This is a genomic window from Martelella lutilitoris (genome assembly GCF_005924265.1).
Classification (GTDB): Bacteria; Pseudomonadota; Alphaproteobacteria; order Rhizobiales; family Rhizobiaceae; genus Martelella; species Martelella lutilitoris.
The window spans coordinates 337,093-358,564 of the sequence record NZ_VCLB01000007.1; the positions used below are offsets into that span (position 1 = coordinate 337,093).

Below are 21,472 nucleotides of genomic sequence, written 5' to 3' on the forward strand. Positions count from 1 at the left end.
ATGGCCGAAAAGTTCGTCTCCGCCTCCGACGTCGCCCGTGTGGCCGGCGTTTCCCGCTCCGCCGTCTCGCGCACCTTCACGGAGGGCGCCAGCGTTGCCCCGAAAACCCGTGCCCGTGTGATGAAGGCAGCGGAAGAGCTAGGCTACCGGGTCAACCTTCTCGCCCGCACGCTGCACAAGGAACGCTCCGATCTCGTCGGCCTTGTCGGCGCCAACCTTTCCAACCCGTATATCTCCGCGCAGGTCGATGCGCTGACGGCTGCGCTTTACGACAACGGACTGCAATGCATGCTGCTCAATCTGGCGCGCGCGCAGGACGACATCGAAAACGCGTTGGCAAAGCTTCTCGAATACCGGGTGCGAACGGTAGTCCTCCTGTCGGGCGCCGTTCCGGACACGCTGATGCGACTGGCGGCGGCCAATGGCACGCGGCTCGTTCTCATCAACCGCCCGCTACCCGAGAATATCGGCCTTGTGGACCAGATCGAGGCAGATTCGGCGGCCGGCGGCGCGCTTGCCGCGCGACGATTGCTTGCGGCCGGCTGCAGCAACGTGGCCGTCGTCCTGTCGGAATCCCGCACCTCGGCAAAACTGGCGCGCGCGGAGGCGTTCATCGCCGTGATGGAGCAACATCACGTGCCGATCACACAGTGGAGCCAGGGACGAAACACCTACGAAACCGGCATCGAGGCCGCCCGCGGCCTGCTCGCCAAGCCGGGCATCGACGGGATCTTCGGAGTGACCGACGAAATCGCACTCGGGGTGATGAATACGGCCCGACATGAACTGGGCCTGTCCGTTCCGAACGATGTCTCGGTGATCGGGTTCGATGACGCCCCGATCTCCGACTGGTCCTCGCATCAACTGACCACCATCCGCCAGTCGCTGTCCTCGCTTACGAGCGCGACGCTGAAAGCCATCACCGGACCGGCCAACGCCCCCTGCTCCCACCATTTCATCCCCGTCAGCCTCGTTGAACGTCGGTCGGTTCGCAGCGTCGAACCGCCCCATTCAGACGCCGGCGGAGCGTAACGCCGGCGACGGGCTTTTCTTCGCCGCTGCACGCGGGTCAATCGATTCCCTTTCGGGCAGCTTCGGCGCTTCCCGCAAATTTCGGGTGCTGGCGGTGATTGATGATCGCAGCCAGGAAAACCTTGGCCTGAGCAAGCAAGCGTCCGCACGGGAGCGCTTGGAAAGCTATCGTGCGTTGATTACCAGCGCCGCGCCGCTCGCTGACGTAGTGGTCGACAATAACGCCATGCATCTGGAGATATCCGGACCGGACGAGCCAGAAATCATCTGCTCGATTCCACCCTACGCCGTTATCAATCTGCCAGAAGTCGGCTGCACAGAAAACCAGGCTGGTTCTATCTGCAATATGTCCCCGCAAATGGCACAGCACTATGGACGGGAGGTCTCACTGAGGTCCTTGGCTCGCGATGCGATGGAACTCATGGAAAGTCGTTGGGGCGATATTGAACCGGCTGCTTTCAGGAACAAGAACAGGACATGAATTGGAAACAGTTTCCAATTTCGTGAAAACCGGAACATGCGTCAGTCGGTGCATGACACTAAAATTCATCAAGGAAATCAGAGAGGAAAATGGTGGGTGATGTAGGTCTCGAACCTACGACCCGCTGATTAAGAGTCAGCTGCTCTACCAACTGAGCTAATCACCCACGAGACACGTCGCTTTCGCGTCGTGTGAGGGCCGTATAATGGGGATTCGGCGGATTGTCCAGCGTCCCGTTTCATTTTTTTGACGCTAATTTCCTTTTCTTTACAAAGCCCCGCGCACGGCGAAGAAAACGCATCACAGCAGCGTGCCGCGCGCCACGCAAACGGCCTGGCCGCCGATGCGGGCCGCGCTGATTTCTCCGCCGGGGCCGGTCTCCAGGTTGAGCCGGATATAGGAGGGCCGTCCCATCTCGACGCCCTGTTCGATGACGAAGGAATGGGACCCCTCGCCCGGCGCATCGAAATGCTGGATGGCGCCCGAGAACGCCGCGGCCGCGGATCCGGTTGCCGGATCCTCGGTAATACCGTCGGTCGCAAACATCCGAGTATGGAAATGGATATCGTGTCGCACACCGCCGCGGGTATAGACATAGGCCCACACCGGCAGCCCTTCGATCAGCGGAGAAAAGGAATTCCAGCGACGCGGATCGAAGTCGATTTTCTCCGCAACCCCGAGGTTTCTGACAGGGATGAGCGCGAAGGGCACGCCCGCCGACCAGATCGTCGGAACATGATTTTCAAAACCGATCTCGTCGGCTCCAATGCCAAGCGCTTCGGCAAGGTTCTCACGCGCGATGGTCTCAATGCAGCGACGCGAGAGTTTTGGCAGATCGAATTCGGCAAAGCTGGCGGCATCCTGCCGGAGCTTCACGGCGCAGCGCACCGGGCCGATCTTCTCGCCGATGACGGAGACCATGTCGATCTCGCTGTCGCTTCCATGCTGGCGTTCGGCAAGCGCGATCGCCGCGCCAACGGTCGGGTGACCGGCAAAGGGCAGTTCTCCGCCCGGCGTGAAGATGCGCGCGGCGGCCGATTGCGACACGTGCTGCGGCGGCGACAGGAAGATCGTCTCGGAGAGGTTGAATTCGCAGCAAATGGTCTGCATCTCGTCGTCGCTCAGCCCCTGGGCATCGAAGACGACGGCCAGCGGATTGCCATGATAGCGCTCCGCCGTAAATACATCATAGATCGCATATTCCCGCATCTCAGCAAAAGCTCCTCTGCCATTTCGCCGCACAGTCTACCCTCACCCGCGCCTGCCGAAAACACGGTCCAGCACAGGCGGCATTGAATGGGCGTAATCGAAATCGTCCCTGTTGTCGCTGGTTATTGCCAGAACCGCGTCAATTTCCCCTTCGCTGTCGACGCGCATATGCTCGCGCACCCGCTCCAGCAGGCCGGCGGTCTCAAGCGGCGAGCGGAAAAACCGGTAGAACATGACAATCTGGCCGCACCATGCGCAGAAATAGTCCGGCTCGGCGTCCATTTCGGTGAGATCAAGGCCAGTCTCCTCAGCAACTTCGCGCGCCATGTTGGCGTCAAGGTCGATGCGGCCGTCAACGATGTCATCTTGCTCAAGCGAACCGGAAGCGCAATAGACCTTGCCGGCATTGGCGGTGATGGAACTCATGCGAATGGCAATGATGGCGCCATCGGCCGATTGGATGACGGGCATGCCGAAACTGTGGAAGGTCGGCGGCTTTTCGGCCTGGCGACGCCACCAAAGGTGATAGGCATAGGGCACGAGTTGGCCCTTCGCCCGGACCGCTCCGTCGCACAGTTTCACCTGGTTGAGCGCGACCAGCCGACCGTTGAAGAGATGGGGATTGGCGGCCTTCTCGCGTTCCCAGTTCGCCGCGACCTCGGCATCGAAGCGCTGAAGGCCGACCGGATCCTCCTCGGTGACGCGAATGTCGATCTCGCGGATCGGAAAGGCCTCGTTTTCCGGGGGCCAGTCCTGCGGGGCGGTCAGAAGCGAAACGGGCATATGAAATCCTGCTGAAATTTGGGTCTGAAAGCCGGGGCTCGTACGCTACAGGAGAGCCCCGCCAAACAAAAGGCCCGCCATGCGCAATGACGGGCCTTGCAGGAATGGCAATGAAAAACGCCGGAAATCAGGCCGCTGCGGCCAGTTCCTCGGTCAAGACAGCGCCGAGACGCCTGATCCCCTCGTCGATAACCGCCGGTGCGGAACAGGAAAAGGAGAGGCGTATGTGGTTGGGCCCGCTGCCGTCCGCGTAAAAGGCGTTGCCGGGCACGAAGGCGACCTTGGCGCTTTTCAGCGAAACCGGCAGAAGGGCCGCCGCATCCATGCTCTCCGGCAGGGTCAGCCAGATGAACATGCCGCCCTGCGGCCGCGTCCATTCGACGCCGGCCGGCATGTAATCGGCAAGCGCCTTCAGCATCGCATCGCGGCGCTCGCGATAGACGGTGTTGATCTTTTCCGCCTGCGCCTCGAAATTCGCCTCTGCCACGCGCGCGATCGCCATCTGGTTGATGGTCGGCGAATGAAGGTCGGCGGCCTGCTTGGCAAGAACCAGGCGCTTGACGATCGGGGTTGCGGCGCAGACCCAGCCGACGCGAAGGCCCGGCGAGAGCGTCTTGGAGAAGCTGCCGCAATAGAGGGTGCGGGTGTTCTCGATGCCGCCGGAGCGTTCGCAATCCATCGCCAGAAGCGTCTTCTGCCGTTCGCCCTCATAGCGCAGCGCCCGGTAGGCGGCATCCTCGATCACCGCGATATCGAGCGCTTCGGAGATATCCAGCAGCTTCTCGCGCTCCATCGGCGATAGCGATTCTCCGGTCGGATTGGCAAAATCGGCCGAGAGATAGGCGAACTTGACCCGGCTTCCGGCCTTCTCCGCCGCCTGCGCATAGGCTTGCGGTTCGGCATTGCGCGACAGGTCCAGCCGGTCGTAGCGCGGCTCATAGGCATTGAAGGCCTGCAGTGCACCGAGATAGGTCGGCCAGGTCACCAGCGCGGTATCGCCGGGCGAGAGCATCAGCTTGCCCAGATAGTCCAGCGCCTGCTGGGAGCCTGAGGTGATGAAGATATTGCCGAGATCGGCATCGATGCCGCGCGCGCGCATGCGCTGGACGATCCATTCGCGCAGGCGCGGATAGCCTTCGCTCACCGAATATTGCAGCGCCTGCCCGGCCTCGGGTCCGGAGAGGATATCATTGTAGGCCGACTGAAACGCCTCGTTCGGAAACAGCGCCGGATCCGGAATGCCGCCGGCGAAGGAAATGATGTCGGGCTGCTCGAGAAGCTTCAGAAGTTCGCGGATTTCGGACGCACCCATGCGTTTGGCGCGCGTCGCGTAGATTTTTTCCCAGTCAAGCATGGGGGTTTCCTCGAAGTCTTTTTTGGTAGCCGTACATGACCATAGCCAGCTATTTAAGTCAACAATACTGACCTATTTTTCGGCAATAAAACCGTATTTTTTCAACCCACAGAGTAATATTCGGTCGCTGTTTCGGCAAGCGCGGTAATTTTGTGGCGCTCCAGCCTGCCAGGGAACAACCGGCAGAGGGTAAGAACCCGCCCCGAAACGCAACGTACCGGGCAGCCAGGCCGCCCGGTACGCAAGACTTTCAGCAAAGGGACTGGGAGCGCTTAGTTGCGATCTTTGTCGACCAGCGCGCCCTTCTTGATCCAGGGCATCATGCCGCGCAGCTTCTCGCCGACTTCCTCGATCTGGTGACGGTCGTTGAGGCGACGGGTGGCCTTGAAGCGGGCAGCACCCGAATGCCATTCCTGCATCCATTCGGCGGTGAACTTGCCGGTCTGGATGTCCTTCAGCACGCGCTTCATCTCGGCCTTGGTTTCCTCGGTGACGATGCGCGGACCGGTGACATATTCGCCCCATTCGGCCGTGTTCGAGATCGAGTAGTTCATGTTGGCGATGCCGCCTTCATAGATCAGGTCGACGATCAGCTTCACTTCGTGCAGGCACTCGAAATAGGCCATTTCCGGCGCATAGCCGCCTTCGACCAGAGTTTCGAAACCGGCACGGATCAATTCGACCAGACCGCCGCAGAGAACGGCCTGTTCGCCGAAAAGGTCGGTCTCGCACTCTTCCTGGAAGGTTGTCTCGATGATGCCGGCGCGGCCGCCGCCAACGCCCGAAGCGTAGGAGAGCGCGACGTCAAGCGCGTTCCCGGACGCATCCTGTTCAACGGCAACGAGGCAGGGAACGCCGCCGCCGCGCTGATATTCGCCGCGCACCGTGTGGCCGGGCCCCTTCGGCGCGATCATGATGACATCGACGGTCTTCTTCGGCTCGATCAGGCCGAAGTGAACGTTCAGGCCATGCGCAAAAGCGATCGCGGCGCCATCACGGATGTTCGGCGCGATCTCGCTCTTGTAGATGCCGGCCTGCAGTTCGTCCGGCGTCGCCATCATCATCAGGTCGGCCCAGGCTGCCGCATCGGCAACCGTCTTGACCTCAAAGCCGTCGGCTTCCGCCTTCTTGGCGGTAGCCGAACCGGCGCGCAGCGCGATGACGATGTTCTTCGCGCCGCTTTCCTTCAGATTCAGCGCATGGGCGCGGCCCTGCGAGCCATAGCCGATGATGGCGACCTTGCGGCCGTTGATGAGATTGATATCCGCATCCTGATCGTAGTAAACACGCATTGTCTTTCCTTCCCTTGACAAAAGCTTCGCCTCGCCGCGTCTTGCGGCAGGCAATTCATGCGGCCGCAAAAAGCGTCCAGAACCTTTCCACAGCCCGTTCCGCCCGGCGCTGGAAGAGACCGCGGTCGGCGGCCTCTCCAAGCAGAAGACGAACATGGCTGTCGCCGACGATGAGCCCGTAAAACACGCGATAGGCCTCGTCGCCATTATCAAACACCAGAAGCCCGGAGCGGCGTCCGTCTTCGAGAAGCGCCCGCGCCCGCTGGTCGATCTGCGCCCGGCCACGCTCCAGAAGCATGCGACCGAGTTTCTGTCCGTCCTTGCTGACGCGGCCGATCGCAAGCCGGTTGAGGGCAAGTGAAACATCGCCGGCCAGAACCTCGAGCAGATCCCGTGCGAAGGCGCCGAGGTGGTGGCGAAGTTCGTCGGCATCAAGCCTGTGGCCGGCGCTCTCGAATGTACGGACCTTGCTTGCCTGATAGGCGATCATGGCGGAAAGCAGACCATCACGGTCGCCGAACCATTTGTAGAGGCTTTCCTTCGAACAACTCGCCGCGCGCGCGATCCCCGCCGTCGTGACGGACTTCTCGCCGCCTTCGACAAGCAGAAGAAGCGCCTGTTCGAGAACCGCCTGCTGGCGGGGCGTGAAATGAAGTTCGGTGTCGACGTCGTCGATCAATGGACTGCTCTCGTGTCTGGTACGGTACGGTACGGTACCTATTGCCGTAGTTTCTCCGCCCCGTCAAGCGGTCAAAGCAGCGAAATCGCAAGAGAGGGAGCGAGCATGGCCTTTCAGCGTGTGAAACTGAACAAACGCAATGCGACGGTTGTTTGCGGATCCATGCAAACCGGGTTGCGCCTGCCCGGCCCCGAAGGGGTGCGGCTGGAATGGCCCCCGAGGGCGTCAAAATCCTCGCGCGATGCTGCGCACCTGTCGACGAGACAAACGTCTCGATTGGAAATGTATTGGAAAACAATACATTAAAAACACCAACGCCGCCCGTTCGGCGGCGTGATGGGAGCCTCGGCACAAGGCCGAGGATGACGTCCGTAAACGGGGACAGGTTTGTCAGCAGTCTGCGGCCTTGGCGAAGCCTTGGCTTTATCCGCAAATTATTTAATCAAACGATTGACTATATAGACCGGACTGACTATCTTCTTCTCAACAGCACGGGCGATCCCTTCCGCCCGTTCCGCCTTCATCGTGATGCGGCTCCTGATCGGCACGTCTCTGCCCTCAGCCTTGCACGTTTGCGATGACCTCCGGAAACACCCCGGCAGAACCCTGCGCCGGGGTGTTTCTCGTTTCTCAACCTGTCAATGAAATCAGGCCAGGGCGTGACGACGTCCCGGTCATTGTCTTGTTTACGGATCCGCACTGTCGCCGCTTTCAGCGCCTTGCGAGGATTGAAAACGCGCGAAAATTAACCATATCAGGGAACAAGAAAGACAGTGCCGTCGTTAAGGCGGTATATCTTCCAAACGACCTCCGACAAGCACCCCGGCATTCCCCTGCGCCGGGGTGTTTGCTTTTGGTCAGCCCCCGTCTATTTCGGCATCAAAACGCTTCCGGGCCGCATGAACGCGGTCGCGATTTTCCTTGGCCCAGACAACGACCCCCTGCCAGGCATCGAGAAACGACGTCCCCTCCTCCGTCAGCGCATATTCCACTTGCGGGGGCTGGGTCGGATAGACCTTGCGGGTGATATAGCCGTCCCGCCTGAGATCGGTCAGGGACTTGGTCAGCATGCGCTGTGAAATATCCGGCGCAAAGCGTTTCAGTTCGGAGAAGCGTCGCGGTCCGTCGCTCAGCGCCAGAAGCAGAAGCGTGCTCCATTTGCCGGAAACCCGGCTGAGAACGTCCCGAACGGGACAGGATTCGAGGTCTTTCGCGCCCAGCAGAGCGTCCATGCGCTCGTCCACACATTTGTCCATTCGTCAAAACTTTCCGCCCATGGGCACAGGCGTGTAACCGCGCCACAAAATGGTGCCTTCTTTACAATTGCCGGGCAATCCATACATCAAGTCCAGTCTCGTTTCGAGACCATATCTCTATCGGACATGATGAAAGGACAGATCATGACGGACACAAAGGTTCTGGTAACGGGCGCTTCGGGCAAGCTTGGCCGTGAAACCCTGGATAGTCTTCTGGCCTCGGGCAAGGCGCCGGACCAGATCATCGCGACCACGCGCACGGTCGAGAAACTCGCAGACTATGCGAAAAAGGGCGTGGACGTGCGCAGGGCGGATTTCAATGACCCCGCCTCGCTGGCAGCGGCCTTTGCCGGCGCGGCACGGATCGCGATCATCTCAACCGATGCGATCGATCCCGGCTCCGACCGCGTCGTCCAGCACGCCGCCGCCGTCGAGGCCGCGAAGAAGGCCGGCGCCGACCACCTCATCTACACCTCGCTGCCCGACCCCGAACATTCCAAGATAAGCTTCGCGCCGGACCATCTGGGCTCAGAAAAGGCGATCATCGCAAGCGGCCTCGCCTACACCATCCTGCGCAACAGCTGGTATCAGGAAAATCTGCTGATGAGCCTGCCGCATGCCTTCTCGCAAGGGGTATGGGCAAGCGCTGCCGGCAACGGAAAGCAATCCTTCATCGGCCACGCGGACTGCGCCCGCGCCGTCGCCGCGGCGCTTCTGTCGGAAAGCGGCGAAAGTCGCATCCTGACGCTGAATGACGGGGAAAGCCATACGGTGGACGAGATCGCGGCGCTCGCGAGCAGCGTCACCGGCAAGCCGCTGAAGGTCGAGCATATCAGCGCCGATGCCTTGCGCGAAGGTTTGGCCGGCGCCGGCCTGCCGCCCTTCGTCGTTGACCTTTCCGTCAGCGCCGACGAGAACATCCGCGTCGGCGGCTTCGATATCGTCAATGACGACTTCGAAAGGCTCACCGGCATGAAGCCGCGCTCGCTGCGCGCCTTCTTCGAGGAGAACAAGGCCGCCTTCTAGACCGGTCTCTTTGGCCAATGCGCGTGTCCGGTCTCGATCGGGCATGCGCGCTGCCCTGCGGTTCAGACGTGTTCGCCGCAGGCGCGGCGGAACCGGCGCACTGTTTCGGCCATGCCGTATTCCAGCGCGTCGGCGGTCAGACCGTGGCCGATCGACACTTCACAGAGATGCGGAATATGGCTTGCAAGCAGCGGCAGGTTGCCGACCGTCAGGTCGTGCCCGGCATTGACGCCGAGGCCGAGTTCAAGCGCGGTCGCGGCGGTTTCGCCGAGCTGCGCGGCAATCGCCTTCTGCTGTTCCGGCTGATCATAGGCGCCGCCATAGGGCCCGGTATAAAGCTCGATCCGGTCAGCGCCGCTGTCGCGCGCCGCCTCCAGCTGCGCCCTGCCCGCATCACCGTCGGCAAACAGCGAGATGCGAACATTCTTCTTCTTCAGCCGCGCAATGGTGCGCTTCAGAAGGTCGCGATTGGCAATGAAGTCCCAACCGTGATCCGAGGTCGACTGAGCCGGATCGTCCGGCACCAGGGTCACCTGCTCCGGCTCGCTCTCAAGGCAAAGCCCGATGAAATGATCGCTCGGAAAACCTTCGATATTGAACTCGGCCTGCGGAAACTCGTCGTCAATCAGGGCACGGATAACCGGAAGATCGGAAAAACGGATGTGACGCTGGTCCGGACGGGGATGAACCGTCAGCCCATAGGCGCCTGCTTCAAGCGCGATCCTGCCAAGATGGCGCACGCTCGGCCAGGGAAGATCCCGGCGGTTGCGCAATTGGGCGATCGCATTGAGGTTGACGGACAGTCTCGCGGCCATGTTCTCCTCCGTTTCTCAGAGGCGCCATTCATATATGCACAGGCGGCTTTACCGAAACAGATTTTTTCACGATTTTCGCCAGCCGGACAGATCTGCGCACCTCATTGAAACGATGACCTGGAAATAGGACATCATTATTATGATTTAATTACAATTATTTATTCATATTTTTTAAACTACTCTATTAATTTTTCGGCGATCAAAAACGCCGTATCTCCTCCTCGCGACGGCCCCGAAGGGCCGCCTGGCCTGGCAAAGAAAACATGCGGTAGCGGACGACCGGGAAGCGCTCAGGAGACTCGCGCCCTTTCGGCTTCAGCCGAATGCGCCGTCGCGTCGACCAGCATCAGCATGGTCAGCGCCTGGCCATAGGGCGCTGGAATGTCGGGAATCCGGCGATAGAAGTCGAGCGTATGGCCCATCGGGGTGCCGTCGGAGACATGGGCCACGATGCCGTCATCGCCGATGCAGCCGAGAACCGCGGCAAACGCCTTGTCTGCGACGGGACGGAAGGTCTCCGGCAGGATGCCGAGCGAAATGCCCCGGGATATGCCATAGGCGATGCCGGCGGTCGCCGAGGCCTCGATGGGCGCCGACGGGTCGTCGAGGAGCGTATGAAAGAAGCCCTCCGCATTCTGCAGACTGGCGAGCGCCGAGACCTGGGACAACAGAACATTCGTCAGGTAGCGGCTCGTTGCCGGCGGCAGGCTCTCCACGATCGAAAACAATTCGGGAATGGCAATGGTGATCCAGGAATTGCCGCGCGCCCACAGAGCGTTCGCGAAATTGTGGCGCCCGTTGAAGGTCCAGCCGTGATACCAGAGGCCGGTCTTCGCGTCGCCGAGGTAGCGGGTGTGGATCAGGAACTGGTAGACCGCCTCCTCCACCCAGTCGGGCCGGTCGAAGCGCTTGCCGGCGCGCGCCAGGAAGAGGCAGGTCATGAACAGCGTGTCGTCCCACATTTCGCCGTCATTCATCCGTTCCTTGACGACGTGCTGGAAGCCGCCGTCCTCGGTGCGGGCAAGCCCTGTCATCAGCCATGCGGCCCAGTCCTTGACCAGCGCCTCCCATTCGGGCCGATCGACATCATCGATCAGGAAGGAGAGCGCCAGCATCGGCGCGGTGGAATTGACCTGGCGCGGCGGCAGTCCGCGTGAAATCTGCCATTCATACCAGTCGGCAAGCGCGCCGATGAGGTCGAGGTCGCCGGTCTGGCAGGCGTGGCGATAAAGCCCGTAAAGACCGACGCCGATCTCCCAGTCCCACTCGTCGAACTGGATCGAGAACGTGCCTTCGGCAATCGGCGCGGTCTCGTTGATGCCCCTGATACGGGAAAGGCCGGTGGCGACGCTTTCGAGATAGCCCAGAAGTTCCTGTCTGTCGTGGTGCATTGTTCTTGTCTTTTCAGTTCGAGGCCGGCACGGCGAAAGCTGCGCGCCAGGCGATTTCAGGCATTTGCGACGTCGTCGGGAATGGCGCGTGTCGACCTTCGACGAAAAGGCCGTCGCGGTAGTCAAGGCGAAGCGCGGGCGTGAGCGGCCCCTCGCAGAAGAGGCTCGGCGGATCGTCCGAAAGGCGGAGGCTCGTTCCTTCGACCAATGCGGCAAGCCCGCTCAAGCTTCGTCCGCCAAGGGCGCCGACCATGATCGCCCAGCCGCTGCGCTTTCCCCGGACGCGATGTTCGATGCCCGCGCCCGGACCTTCATCGACCGGTTCGATCGGCCCCGTCGCCTTCAGCGCTACGAAGCTTTCCGCCGAGCGCAGCACCAGGAAATCTTCTCCCGCGATCTGGTCGTCGAAGACGGAGAGCGGCGCATAGGCATGGGTGAAGGCAAGGCGCGGGTTTTCGCCGAGGTCACTCAGGAACAGGCAGCAGTTTTGATGTTGGCCGACGCGCGGCATGACGCCATTGCCTGCCCAGTAGGACGGCCTGTCGGACCCCCATGGATCGTCGGCGCCCGGGTGATTGACCCAGACGCGAGCCATCGGATGGCCAGCGGCCTGCACGTCGATGAGGTGCTGCTGATGGCCCTTCGCACCCGGCGTTGCATCGATGCTCGCGGAAAGCTGCACGCCCGCGGTCTTGTAAAGCGCAAGCTGTGCCGCGCGCCCATAGCCCTGCACGTAATGGGCGGAAATGGCCCGGCCCTCGGGCGGGTCGACGAACTGGTCAACACCTTCAGGCGGAACGTAATCGCCGGCGCAGAACATCGGCAGCGCGGCCACGCCGCGATTGAGCCAGCCGGTCCCGAAGGCAATCGTGGCAAAGGGTGCGAGTTCCGAAAGCGGACCGGCGCGCAATTCCTTGTCATAGGCCCTGCCCATCGACCCGGCGGAGACACCGTTGATCGTATGCAGCGCGATCATGGAGAACAGCCGGTCGAGCACCGTCTCGGCCCGCGCCCTGAGCCCCTCGCCGGCAAAGCGCTGCAGCGCCAGAAGGCCGATGAAATCGATCGGGTAATAGGCCGCCGAGTTCCATTCGGCGAGGCCATGATCCTCGACCGCATCGAACCAGCGCGCGAGACGCTTTTCCGCGAGGGCCGCATGCGCGCGCCCGCTCATGCCGGAATTGGCGAAAACGTCCTCCGCGAACAAACCGCCGGCGACCAGTTCCGCCACATGAAAGCAGAGGACGTGATTCTCGCTCCAGAACCACATCGTGTCATTGCCCGGCTCGTCCATCCAGTAACGATAGCCAAGGATGGCCGCCTCGATGCGCGATCGCAGTGAAGGCGGCAGCGCCTCGCGATGATCGGCATAGATCCACAACAGCGGAACGATGACGAAGTCCGAGCAGTCCCTTCGCGTGTCGATCGCATCGAGCGTGTCCTCAAGCGCCGCGCGATCGCCCGCATCGAGATCGAGGCCGAGCGCAAGGCGCGCCAGCACCCGCCCGGCCCTGAGTTCGCCGTGTTCAGCAAGCCAGGAAAGCCCTTCCCTCTTGCGGGCAGCGAGATCGTCGGCCAGTCGATGCGGGCTGTCGTCCCGCAGAAGGGCGAAGGCAATGGTGCGGTTGACGCGGCTTTCGCCGAGCGAGAACGCGATATCCAGTTCGTGATAGCCGTCGGGCAGTTCCCCAGGCAGGACGAATGCCGCCTCCTTATCGCCAACCGCAAGCGTCGATACGGCCTCGAACAGAGGCGGCAGGTGGCGCATGTGGACGCTCTGGTGCACTTTCGCCTCGATTGTGACGGCCGATGCCGCGGGCTGGTCGACGACAAGACGCAGATCCTCGCCTTCGCCGAAGACAACGCGGGCCGGCCGGATGGCGCGGGCAAGCGCCATCAGCATTTCAAGCGTCTTGCCATCGGCGTTACCAGGCACTTCCGCCGCAAGCGGCCCCTGGCCGAGCCAGGTCAGCTCGACGAAATAATTGGTGTCGCGCTCGGCGATTTCCTCGACCAGCATGACCAGATCGGAACCGCCTTGTGCCAGCGGCAGGACGATTTCCGTCTCCTGCGCCGCGTTGCGGGTATAGGGCTCGAAGGCTGCGATCTTCTTGCCATCAACGAAGATGTGGACGCCGCCGCAGGTGGTAAGGCGGAAGGGGTAACTGCCGCCTGCCGGCGGGATGAGCCGGGTGCGGACCCAGCGGGAAAGCCGCGTCGGGCGGTGCCAGAAACCGGAGAATTCCAGCCTGCGATTGAAGCCCGGAAGATTGGTCGAGACGATCTCGAAATCATCATCGAGCGCAACCGTGCGGCCGGCGATTTCGGCGCGAACCGCAGTCCGGCACGGCAATTCGCCGACATCGACAAAGCCGTTGATGAACTTGTAGTCGACATTGTCGGCCCCGCGCGTCACCGCGCCGGGATAATAGCTGGCTTCCAGCCGCCCCAAAGCGAACGCGGTCACGGTCTCGCCCGTGTGCGTAACAAAGCGCGCGCGTTCAGGCATGTTCATTCTCCCGGACAGGCAGGCAAAGTTCGATGGCCTTAATCTCCGAAACCAGTTGGTCGAGCCGGTCGATGCGGAAATGCGGTTCCTCCAACGGATCCGCCGGCACATGCGTCCGCCGTTTCGACCAGCCGACGAAGAGGCTGATCAGGCCGAAATCATTCGCGCCGCGAATATCGCGGGCGAGATTGTTGCCGACCATGACGATGCGGGACCGGTCGCCGTCGCCGAGGCCAAGGCCGGCAAGGGCTGCGGAAAACATCTTCGGCGACGGCTTGTGCTCGCCGACATCGCCGGAAATCGCATGGCATTCCATCAGGTCCCAGATACCGCACGGCTTCAGCATGTTCTCGAAGGTCTCGCGCGGTCCGTCGGCGACCAGCGCCAGCCTGTAGCCATGGTCATGGAGCTGCCGGACGGCATCCATAGCGAAGGGAATCTCCTCTGCCTGAACCACCACTTCGCTGCCCGGCTTCTTCACCTCGGTCGCCTCGTCGATCAGCGTGTCGCCGCAGTCGAGGAACACAGCGGCGAGATGCGGCACGCTCTCGGGAAGCGCCGCGATCAACGCTTTCATCCGCTCGGGTATCCAGGCCTCAAGCGTTTTCCACGGCATGAGGACCGGTTCTTCGGCCGCCACGAATGCGAAGCGCGGAACAAAGGCCGCGCGTTTCATGGCGAGCCGTGCCAGGCGATGGTCCTGGGGCCCAGCCGACCAGGCGCCTTCCTCGGCAAATGCGTTGCCGGCGTGGATGCCGCCAGCGCCGGCCTCACGGCCGCACATCTCGGCAATCTTCGAACCGCTCATGGACTGCATGATCCGGGAAACGCCCCAGAGCGCGTGTTTTCCCGGTTCGACATAGAGCACCGGCCGTCCGTTGCGCATTTCCGGCAACCCGCTGCCATCATCGATCGAGACGCGCATGCCATGCATCGATCCCTCGACCCGAATGACATCGCCTCGCCGGTCGAGATGGACCCAGACGTGCTCGAGGTCGTAGAGGTGCTGGATATCCCAGTCATGCCAGATCGCGTATTCGATCACCGCGCCGCGGTCAGGCGGCGTCAGCCGGAATTTCGACGAAGGAGACTTTTGAGCCTCCCGGACCACGCTGTAACCCATCGCCAGCGGCGGCGCGGGCTCGGCGTGATCGAGCATCAGCACCGGGCGATGCCTCTCGGCCAGCGAGAACTCCGCGTCGCCAACGCCCTCGGGCGGCGCGGGATCGGCAACGGAAAACAGCGTCATGCCTCCGCCCCCTCTCCGACGCCCTGCAGGGTCAGCGTTTCGGCGTAGTGACAGCGCACCGCGCGGCCGTCGACCTCTCGCAGCGCAGGTTTCTCGGCAGCGCAGCGCTCCGTCGCATAGGCGCAGCGCGGGTGAAAGGCGCAACCCGAGGGCGGGTCGGAAGCGTCTGGAACCTCGCCCTTGAGCACGCCCCGCCTCTCCGACGACCGCTTGCGCGGATCGGGCTGCGGCACGGCCCCCAGAAGCGCTTCCGTATAGGGATGGCGCGGGCGGGAGAACAGCCGGTCGGTCTCCCCGAGCTCGACGATCTGCCCGAGATACATCACCGCGATCCGGTCGGAGATGTGTTCGACCATGCCGAGGTCGTGGGTGATGAACAGATAGGTGAGATTGAACTGCTCCTGCAGATCCTGCAGGAGATTGATGTTCTGGGCCGCAACCGAGACATCGAGTGCCGATACGGCTTCGTCGGCGGCAATGAAGGCGGGCGAAAGCGCCAGCGCGCGGGCAATGCCGATCCTCTGGCGCTGGCCGCCGGAAAAGGCATGCGGGTAGCGCGTCGCGTATTCGGGTCTCAGGCCGACGAAGGAGAGAAGCTCGCCCACCCGCTTGGCGATTTCGTCCTTCGAATAGCCATGCACCACCATCGGCTCGCCGATGAGATCAAGCAATGTCATGCGCGGATTGAGCGAGGAATAGGGATCCTGGAAGATCATCTGCATCTCGCGCCGCACCGGCCGCAACGCCTTGTCGCTCATCGACGAGATATCGATCACCTTCCCGTCTTGCTCGCGGAACAGGATCTGACCGTCGGTCAGCGTGTAGGCCCTGAGGATCAGTCGTGCGACGGTGGATTTGCCCGAGCCGCTTTCACCCACAAGACCAAAGGTCTCGCCCTTGCGAATGTCGAAACTGACGTCGTCCACGGCGCGCAGCACCTTCAGGTCGCGTCCTTTCTTCCCTCCCTTGACGGTGAAGTGCTTTTTCAGGCCGCGCACCGAGATCAGGACGTCATCCGGCATGGAAACAGTCTTGTTGGTGGCGTCGCTCATTGTCCGGCCTCCGGCAGTTTTCCGGCAAAGTGGCACAGCGCCTCCTGTCCACGCTCGAAAGGCACGCGCGGCGGCGTTCTGACGGCACAGACCGATGGATCGGCGTAATCGCAGCGCGTGTGAAACACGCAACCGGAGGGAATGTTGTAGGGGTCGGGCACCGAGCCCTTGATAACGCTCAGCCGTCTCTGCTTCTTCTGGCCGAGACGCGGAATGGAACCGAGCAGCGCCCGCGTATAGGGGTGCTGCGGATTGTAGAAGATGTCGTCGACGAGGCCCGTCTCCACCACGCGGCCGAGATACATCACCGCCACCCGGTCGGCGATGTCGGCGACCACCCCGAAATTGTGGGTGATGAAGACGATCGCCATGCCGAGTTCCTGCTGCAGCGATTTCAGCAGTTCGAGGATCTGTGCCTCGGTGGTGACGTCAAGCGCCGTGGTCGGCTCGTCGGCGATCAGAAGTGCGGGATCGCAGGCAAGCGCGAGCGCGATCATGGCGCGCTGACGCATGCCGCCGGAAAGCTGGTGCGGATAGCTGTCGACAAGGCGTTCCGGCTGGGGAAGCTGCACGCGCGCCAGGAGATCGATCGCGCGGGCGCGCGCCTCCTCCTTGCCGACGCGACGATGCAGCATGACGGTGCGCATGATCTGGGTGCCGATCGAATGCACGGGCGAAAGCGCCGTCATCGGCTCCTGAAAGACCATGCCGATCCGTCCGCCCCGCAACTGCCGCATCAGCCGGCTGTCGCGTTTCAGCCCGTCAAGCCGGTATTCCTTGTCGCCGTCCGGATTGAAGCGGATCTCCCCCTTCCCTTCCTCGGCATTCCTGGCCAGCAACCGCATGATCGCCCTGACCGTGACCGATTTCCCGGAACCGCTCTCGCCGACGATGCCCAGCACCTCGCCGCGATCGACGTGATAGTTGACGCCGTCAACGGCCTTCACCAGCCCGTCTCGGGTCTTGAAGGCAACCTCGACATCATCGAGCTGCAGAAGTCGCTCCGGGGGCATTTTGTTGTTCGTCTTGTCCAGCATGGCAAAAACCTATTGTCCGTAGGGGTCGGCCGCGTCACGCAGACCATCGCCGAGGAAATTGAAGGCCAGCACGACCGCGACCACGGCGAGACCAGGCGCAAGCAGCCATGGGGCGAGCGAGATCGATCGCAGGTTCTGCGCATCCTGCAGCAGAACGCCCCATGAGACGACGGGGGGCCTGAGGCCGAGACCAAGGAAGGACAGCGCCGTCTCGCCGAGGATCATCTCCGGCACGGCGAGCGTCATCGCCGCGATGATGTAGGAGGTCATGGCCGGCAGCATGTGCTTGGTGATCACCCGGTATTCCGAAGCGCCGGCAAGACGCGCGGCCATCACATAGTCCTCGGATTTCAGGGAAAGAAAGCGGCCGCGCACGACGCGCGCGAGATGCGTCCAGCCGATCAGCGCCAGGATAAGGGTGATCAGAACATAGACGAAGAGCGGGTTCCAGGCGATCGGCAGGGCCGCCGCAAGCCCCATCCAGAGCGGTATTGTCGGCACGGAGCGGATGAACTCCATCATGCGCTGGATCGCCGTGTCAACAAAGCCGCCGTAATAGCCCGAGATCGAGCCGAAGAAGAGGCCGAGCACGAAGGCGAAGAACACGCCGACCAGACCGGCCGACAGGGTCACGCGCGCGCCATAGACGAGGCGCGAGAACAGATCCCTTCCAAGGGAGTCCGTGCCCAGAAGATTGACCTTCTGGCGGCGGGCATCAATGCCGAAGAGATGGAGATCAGCCTTCCAAATGCCCCAAAACTTGTATTTCTCCCCATGAACGAAGAACTTGATCGGCAGTGGCTTGGACTTGTCGACGACATAGGTGACGCGTGCCGTCTCCGGATCGCGCGTGCGCTTCAGTTCATAGACAAAGGGCCGCGTCAGCTCGCCCTCATGGACGAAGCGCACCATCTGCGGCGGCACGAAGGTTTCCAGCCGTTCGATGGAATCAGGGGCATAGGGCGCGACGATTTCTGCGAAGATCGCAACGAGATAGGCCAGAACCAGGAAGATCAGCGAAACCAGCGCGAGCCGGTGCTGGCGGAAGCGCCACCACATCAGCTTCCAGGAATTGGCGGTGTAGATGCCCTGTTCGGCCGTCGCCAGTTCGTTTTCTTCTGCGTAGACGGAAGTCTCGTAGGTCATGACGGCCTCACGCGTAACGAATGCGCGGGTCGGACCACGCAAGAAGAATGTCGGAGAGCAGCGTGCCGATGACGGTGAAGACGCTGAGGATGAGGATGAAGGCACCGGCGAGATACATGTCCTGCATCTTCAAAGCCTGCAGCATCAGCGGTCCCGTGGTCGGCAGGTTGAGCACGACGGCGGTGATGACGTCGCCGGAAAAGAGCGCCGGCAGGGCCCAGCCGACCGTTGAGATGAAGGGGTTGAGCGCGACGCGCACCGGATAGCCCCAGACCACCTGACGTTCGGAAAGTCCCTGCGCATAGGCCGTTTCCACATATGGCTTGCCGAGCTCGTCGAGCATGTTGGCGCGCATCACGCGGATGAGGCCGGCCGCGCCGCCCGTCGCCAGCACGACGATCGGGATCCAGACATGTTCAAGGATGTTGCCGATCTTCGCCAGCGACAGCGGCGCGCCTTCGAAACGCGGGGATATCAGGCCGCCGACATCGATGTTGAGCCAGGCAAATCCGATCCACATCAGGATCAGCGCCAGCAGGAAATCGGGAATGCCCTTGCCGAGAAAGCCGAACACGGTGAAGACATAGTCCAGGATCGAATATTGCCGCTGGGCCGAATAGACGCCGATCGGAATGGCGATGATCCAGGTGAACACCAGGGACAGCGAGGAGAGCAACAGCGTCAGCGCCAGACGGCCCCAGATCAGCTCGGAGACCGGCGCGTTCCAGTGGAACGACTGGCCGAAATCGCCATGCAGCACGATATTGCCGATCCAGCGCACATATTGCACGAGAATCGGATCGTTCAGTCCGAGTTGCGTGCGGATCGCGTCTTCCTGCGCGGCGGTGATGTATTCGCCGCTGTTGCGCAATTCCGCGGCATAGGCGGTGACATAGTCCCCCGGCGGAAGCTGAATGATGATGAAGGATATGAAGGAAACGACGATCAGGGTCGGAATGGCCCATAGAAGCCGTCGCCAGAGGAAGTTTGCCATCGTCTGCTCTCCGCATTGCCACCCACCGGCCGCCCGTGGCGAAACGGGCGGCCGGCCGGCTCCGCATTCTCGCGGAACCCTTGCTCGGGAGGGAGCTTTGCCTGTCGTTTACTGCGTGCTCTGGTCGATCCAGAACTGCTGGGTCTGTCCGAGGCCGACGCCGCGGGTGATGTCGTCTTCGACAAGCCCGTTGCGAACATTCATGAAGTCGTTCTTCACGATGACCGGGATGGACACCTCGCCGACCAGACCGATGACATAGCCTTCGTCGACGAAGGCGCCGATCATCTTGTTGAGCGCAGCATCGGCTTCTTCCATGGATCCGGCGACGGACGCCTTCTCCCAGTCCGCCCATATCTGGCGGATCACCGCGTCCTGCGGCGGCTCGATACCGGCTTCACCGTCGGTCTCGTACCAGGCGTAGTATTGCTGGGCATAGCTGTCATTGCCCATAATATTGCGCGGGTCGGCGGAGACGACCGAGAGGCGGTCAACGGGCGTATACTGTATCTGGAAATTGTTGTTGTCGCGGTTGTCGTCCCACTGGGTGCGATCGATGATACGCGGCAGGAGCTCGATGCCGATATCGCTATAATAGTCGGCGGCAATTTCCAGGATGGGCGATGCGAAATCCTGATAGGCCTCGACCACGATCTGCAGCCGCTGGCCGTTCGGAAGCAGGCGGAAGTCGTCATCATCACGCTCGCTCAGGCCGATCTGATCCAGAAGCTCGTTGGCAAGATCGGGATCATATTCCGTCCAGTGCGTTTCCCACTCGGGATTGAAATAGGGCGAGCCGGAAATCGGCGACACCGAACGGGCCTCGCCGAGACCGGAAAAACCGAGTTCGTTGATCGTTTCGCGATCAATACCGACGGAAAGCGCGTGGCGGAAATCCTTGTTGGAGAAAAGCTTGTTCAGCTGTTCGTCCTGAACGTTGAGGTTGGGAACGAACGACCAGACATTGGCCGATTTCCAGGTGCCGACATGGTAACCGCCCTTCTCCTCGTTCTCCTTGTAGAAGGTGAAATCGCTCGAGTTGACGTAGCGCATCTGCATGTCGATCTGGCCCTGAACGATCATCAGGTTGAACGAATCCGCCGCCTCGAAAAGACGATGCTCGATGCGGTCGATATAGGGAAGCTGGTTGCCCTCCTGATCGACGGCCCAGTAATACGGGTTGCGCACCATGGAGACGACATTGCCCGGCGCGGGCGTCTCAATCTTCCACGCGGTGATCACCGGCAGGTCCGGGTTCTGCCACCATGAGGTAACCGGCCCCTTGGAGCCCCAGAGATCGCTCCAGCGCTGCACGCCGAATTCCTCTGCCGCCTTGGCGAGATCGTCGGCGCTGGCGTAATGATCGTTGTACTGGCTCAGATAGTGTTTCGGAAACAGGAAGGAGGGGCGATCCAGGCTTGGCTCGCCGGTCGAATCCTTCGCCAGGATATTCAGGAAATAGACATAGGGCTGGGCGAAACTGACGGTGAAGGTGCGGTCATCCTTGACCTCAAGCTTCATCGGCTCGCCGCCCGGCGAGAAGGTCGGGTCGATCGTCGGCGTGAGCGCCTTGTTGAGGAAGACATCCTTGTACCAGAACTCGACATCTTCGGTGGTCACCGGCTCGCCATCGGACCATTTCAGCCCCTCGAGCAGGGTAAAGGTGAACTCGGTGGAATCCTCGTTGACCGCGTAGCTCTCGATATAGGCGGGCACCAGCGTGATGTTGCCCTCGGAGTCGGGCACGTATTTCAGAACGCGCTCCTCCAGCAGCTTGGTCGGACCCCAGCGGTCGCCGGGGCCGCGATAGGCCCGGTGCCACACGCCGCCATACTCACCCACCTCGACGGCATCGACGACGGAGGGTTTTGCCGGCAGACGCTCATCGACCGGCGGAAGCTCGCCTGCATCGACCATGGCCTTCAGCATCGGCGATTCCTGGAAAGCATTTGCGGCCTGCGGAATGGCCACGCTTGACATGAGTGCGAGCGTAAGCGCCCCAGATCGTAAAATTTTTTGCATTGAATTCCTCCCATCGAAAAATGAAATGGCACAGCAAACACATCATTTGCCTGCCTCTCCCCAATTTCTGCACCCTTTTTAGCAAGGGAATGTCGCAGTTATCAATAAAAAAATTCCATGAAAGCGAAATGCATTCCATTTCAGT

The 21,472-nt window shown here is 61.7% G+C and carries 17 protein-coding genes, 1 tRNA gene and 1 pseudogene; 3 read left to right on the top strand and 16 right to left on the bottom strand.

Going from position 1 to position 21,472, the window contains the following annotated elements:
• Together FF124_RS14470 and FF124_RS21045 are read left to right on the top strand one after the other, a co-directional pair.
• Positions 1–1,032: a LacI family DNA-binding transcriptional regulator gene (locus tag FF124_RS14470; RefSeq protein WP_138749190.1), complete on the top strand. Its 1,032-nt coding sequence runs from the start codon at positions 1–3 to the stop codon at positions 1,030–1,032.
• A gap of 28 nt (positions 1,033–1,060) precedes the next feature.
• Positions 1,061–1,177: pseudogene (locus FF124_RS21045) on the top strand (IS3 family transposase); the annotation flags it as partial.
• 426 nt (positions 1,178–1,603) lie between these two features.
• On the opposite strand, the gene FF124_RS14480 reads toward FF124_RS21045, so the two are convergent.
• The 7 genes from FF124_RS14480 to FF124_RS14510 form a co-directional block, all read right to left on the bottom strand.
• Positions 1,604–1,679 (bottom strand) — tRNA-Lys (locus FF124_RS14480).
• Between the two features lie 134 nt (positions 1,680–1,813).
• Positions 1,814–2,722, bottom strand: coding sequence for a PhzF family phenazine biosynthesis protein (locus FF124_RS14485; protein ID WP_138749191.1), 909 nt, complete (start codon positions 2,720–2,722; stop codon positions 1,814–1,816).
• 42 nt (positions 2,723–2,764) lie between these two features.
• Complete coding sequence (locus FF124_RS14490) at positions 2,765–3,505, bottom strand: NUDIX hydrolase (RefSeq protein ID WP_138749192.1); 741 nt, start codon at positions 3,503–3,505, stop codon at positions 2,765–2,767.
• Between the two features lie 127 nt (positions 3,506–3,632).
• Complete coding sequence (locus tag FF124_RS14495; RefSeq protein ID WP_138749193.1) at positions 3,633–4,859, bottom strand: aminotransferase-like domain-containing protein; 1,227 nt, start codon at positions 4,857–4,859, stop codon at positions 3,633–3,635.
• Positions 4,860–5,131: 272 nt separating this feature from the next.
• Positions 5,132–6,151, bottom strand: a complete 1,020-nt coding sequence (gene ilvC / locus FF124_RS14500) for a ketol-acid reductoisomerase (RefSeq protein ID WP_138749194.1) — start codon at positions 6,149–6,151, stop codon at positions 5,132–5,134.
• A gap of 55 nt (positions 6,152–6,206) precedes the next feature.
• On the bottom strand, positions 6,207–6,830 hold the full coding sequence (locus FF124_RS14505) for a TetR/AcrR family transcriptional regulator (RefSeq protein ID WP_138749195.1): 624 nt from the start codon (positions 6,828–6,830) through the stop codon (positions 6,207–6,209).
• An 857-nt stretch (positions 6,831–7,687) separates the two neighbouring features.
• Complete coding sequence (locus FF124_RS14510; protein ID WP_138749196.1) at positions 7,688–8,086, bottom strand: winged helix-turn-helix transcriptional regulator; 399 nt, start codon at positions 8,084–8,086, stop codon at positions 7,688–7,690.
• Between the two features lie 144 nt (positions 8,087–8,230).
• Between FF124_RS14510 and FF124_RS14515 the strand changes: the two genes are divergently transcribed.
• On the top strand, positions 8,231–9,112 hold the full coding sequence (locus tag FF124_RS14515; protein WP_138749197.1) for an NmrA family NAD(P)-binding protein: 882 nt from the start codon (positions 8,231–8,233) through the stop codon (positions 9,110–9,112).
• Positions 9,113–9,174: 62 nt separating this feature from the next.
• Here the strand turns inward: FF124_RS14515 and FF124_RS14520 are convergent, their stop codons facing one another.
• The 9 genes from FF124_RS14520 to FF124_RS14560 all read right to left on the bottom strand — a co-directional run bounded on the left by FF124_RS14520 (position 9,175) and on the right by FF124_RS14560 (position 21,234).
• Positions 9,175–9,927: a pyridoxine 5'-phosphate synthase gene (locus FF124_RS14520; protein WP_138749198.1), complete on the bottom strand. Its 753-nt coding sequence runs from the start codon at positions 9,925–9,927 to the stop codon at positions 9,175–9,177.
• 290 nt (positions 9,928–10,217) lie between these two features.
• Complete coding sequence (bglB, locus tag FF124_RS14525; protein ID WP_138749199.1) at positions 10,218–11,318, bottom strand: beta-galactosidase BglB; 1,101 nt, start codon at positions 11,316–11,318, stop codon at positions 10,218–10,220.
• 13 nt (positions 11,319–11,331) lie between these two features.
• Positions 11,332–13,827, bottom strand: a complete 2,496-nt coding sequence (locus FF124_RS14530) for a hypothetical protein (protein WP_187326946.1) — start codon at positions 13,825–13,827, stop codon at positions 11,332–11,334.
• On the bottom strand, positions 13,820–15,076 hold the full coding sequence (locus FF124_RS14535) for an HAD family hydrolase (RefSeq protein ID WP_138749200.1): 1,257 nt from the start codon (positions 15,074–15,076) through the stop codon (positions 13,820–13,822). Before FF124_RS14535 ends, FF124_RS14530 begins: the two co-directional genes overlap by 8 nt.
• Positions 15,073–16,128 carry an ABC transporter ATP-binding protein gene (locus tag FF124_RS14540; RefSeq protein WP_138749201.1) on the bottom strand — a complete coding sequence of 352 codons (1,056 nt, stop codon included), beginning with the start codon at positions 16,126–16,128 and terminating at the stop codon, positions 15,073–15,075. The genes FF124_RS14535 and FF124_RS14540 overlap by 4 nt, the downstream gene beginning before the upstream one ends.
• Entirely contained in the window at positions 16,125–17,165 is a 1,041-nt protein-coding gene (locus FF124_RS14545) for an ABC transporter ATP-binding protein (protein ID WP_210237474.1), read from the bottom strand. The genes FF124_RS14540 and FF124_RS14545 overlap by 4 nt, the downstream gene beginning before the upstream one ends.
• Positions 17,166–17,174: 9 nt before the next feature.
• A complete protein-coding gene (locus FF124_RS14550) occupies positions 17,175–18,311 on the bottom strand; it encodes an ABC transporter permease (RefSeq protein ID WP_138749202.1) in 1,137 nt (378 codons plus the stop codon).
• Between the two features lie 7 nt (positions 18,312–18,318).
• A complete protein-coding gene (locus tag FF124_RS14555; protein ID WP_138749203.1) occupies positions 18,319–19,305 on the bottom strand; it encodes an ABC transporter permease in 987 nt (328 codons plus the stop codon).
• 108 nt (positions 19,306–19,413) lie between these two features.
• Positions 19,414–21,234 (bottom strand): ABC transporter substrate-binding protein, encoded by a 1,821-nt coding sequence (locus FF124_RS14560; RefSeq protein WP_246072449.1) that lies wholly within the window; start codon positions 21,232–21,234, stop codon positions 19,414–19,416.
• Between the last annotated feature and the right edge of the window lie 238 nt (positions 21,235–21,472).

What these genes read in the sequence shown, in the direction of transcription:
- FF124_RS14470 (WP_138749190.1), top strand. Translation starts at nt 1, where the DNA reads ATGGCCGAAAAGTTCGTCTCCGCCTCCGACGTCGCCCGTGTGGCCGGC.
- FF124_RS14485 (WP_138749191.1), bottom strand. Translation starts at nt 2,722, where the DNA reads ATGCGGGAATATGCGATCTATGATGTATTTACGGCGGAGCGCTATCAT.
- FF124_RS14490 (WP_138749192.1), bottom strand. Translation starts at nt 3,505, where the DNA reads ATGCCCGTTTCGCTTCTGACCGCCCCGCAGGACTGGCCCCCGGAAAAC.
- FF124_RS14495 (WP_138749193.1), bottom strand. Translation starts at nt 4,859, where the DNA reads ATGCTTGACTGGGAAAAAATCTACGCGACGCGCGCCAAACGCATGGGT.
- ilvC (WP_138749194.1), bottom strand. Translation starts at nt 6,151, where the DNA reads ATGCGTGTTTACTACGATCAGGATGCGGATATCAATCTCATCAACGGC.
- FF124_RS14510 (WP_138749196.1), bottom strand. Translation starts at nt 8,086, where the DNA reads ATGGACAAATGTGTGGACGAGCGCATGGACGCTCTGCTGGGCGCGAAA.
- FF124_RS14515 (WP_138749197.1), top strand. Translation starts at nt 8,231, where the DNA reads ATGACGGACACAAAGGTTCTGGTAACGGGCGCTTCGGGCAAGCTTGGC.
- FF124_RS14520 (WP_138749198.1), bottom strand. Translation starts at nt 9,927, where the DNA reads ATGGCCGCGAGACTGTCCGTCAACCTCAATGCGATCGCCCAATTGCGC.
- bglB (WP_138749199.1), bottom strand. Translation starts at nt 11,318, where the DNA reads ATGCACCACGACAGACAGGAACTTCTGGGCTATCTCGAAAGCGTCGCC.
- FF124_RS14530 (WP_187326946.1), bottom strand. Translation starts at nt 13,827, where the DNA reads ATGCCTGAACGCGCGCGCTTTGTTACGCACACGGGCGAGACCGTGACC.
- FF124_RS14535 (WP_138749200.1), bottom strand. Translation starts at nt 15,076, where the DNA reads ATGACGCTGTTTTCCGTTGCCGATCCCGCGCCGCCCGAGGGCGTTGGC.
- FF124_RS14540 (WP_138749201.1), bottom strand. Translation starts at nt 16,128, where the DNA reads ATGAGCGACGCCACCAACAAGACTGTTTCCATGCCGGATGACGTCCTG.
- FF124_RS14545 (WP_210237474.1), bottom strand. Translation starts at nt 17,165, where the DNA reads ATGCTGGACAAGACGAACAACAAAATGCCCCCGGAGCGACTTCTGCAG.
- FF124_RS14550 (WP_138749202.1), bottom strand. Translation starts at nt 18,311, where the DNA reads ATGACCTACGAGACTTCCGTCTACGCAGAAGAAAACGAACTGGCGACG.
- FF124_RS14555 (WP_138749203.1), bottom strand. Translation starts at nt 19,305, where the DNA reads ATGGCAAACTTCCTCTGGCGACGGCTTCTATGGGCCATTCCGACCCTG.
- FF124_RS14560 (WP_246072449.1), bottom strand. Translation starts at nt 21,234, where the DNA reads ATGCTGAAGGCCATGGTCGATGCAGGCGAGCTTCCGCCGGTCGATGAG.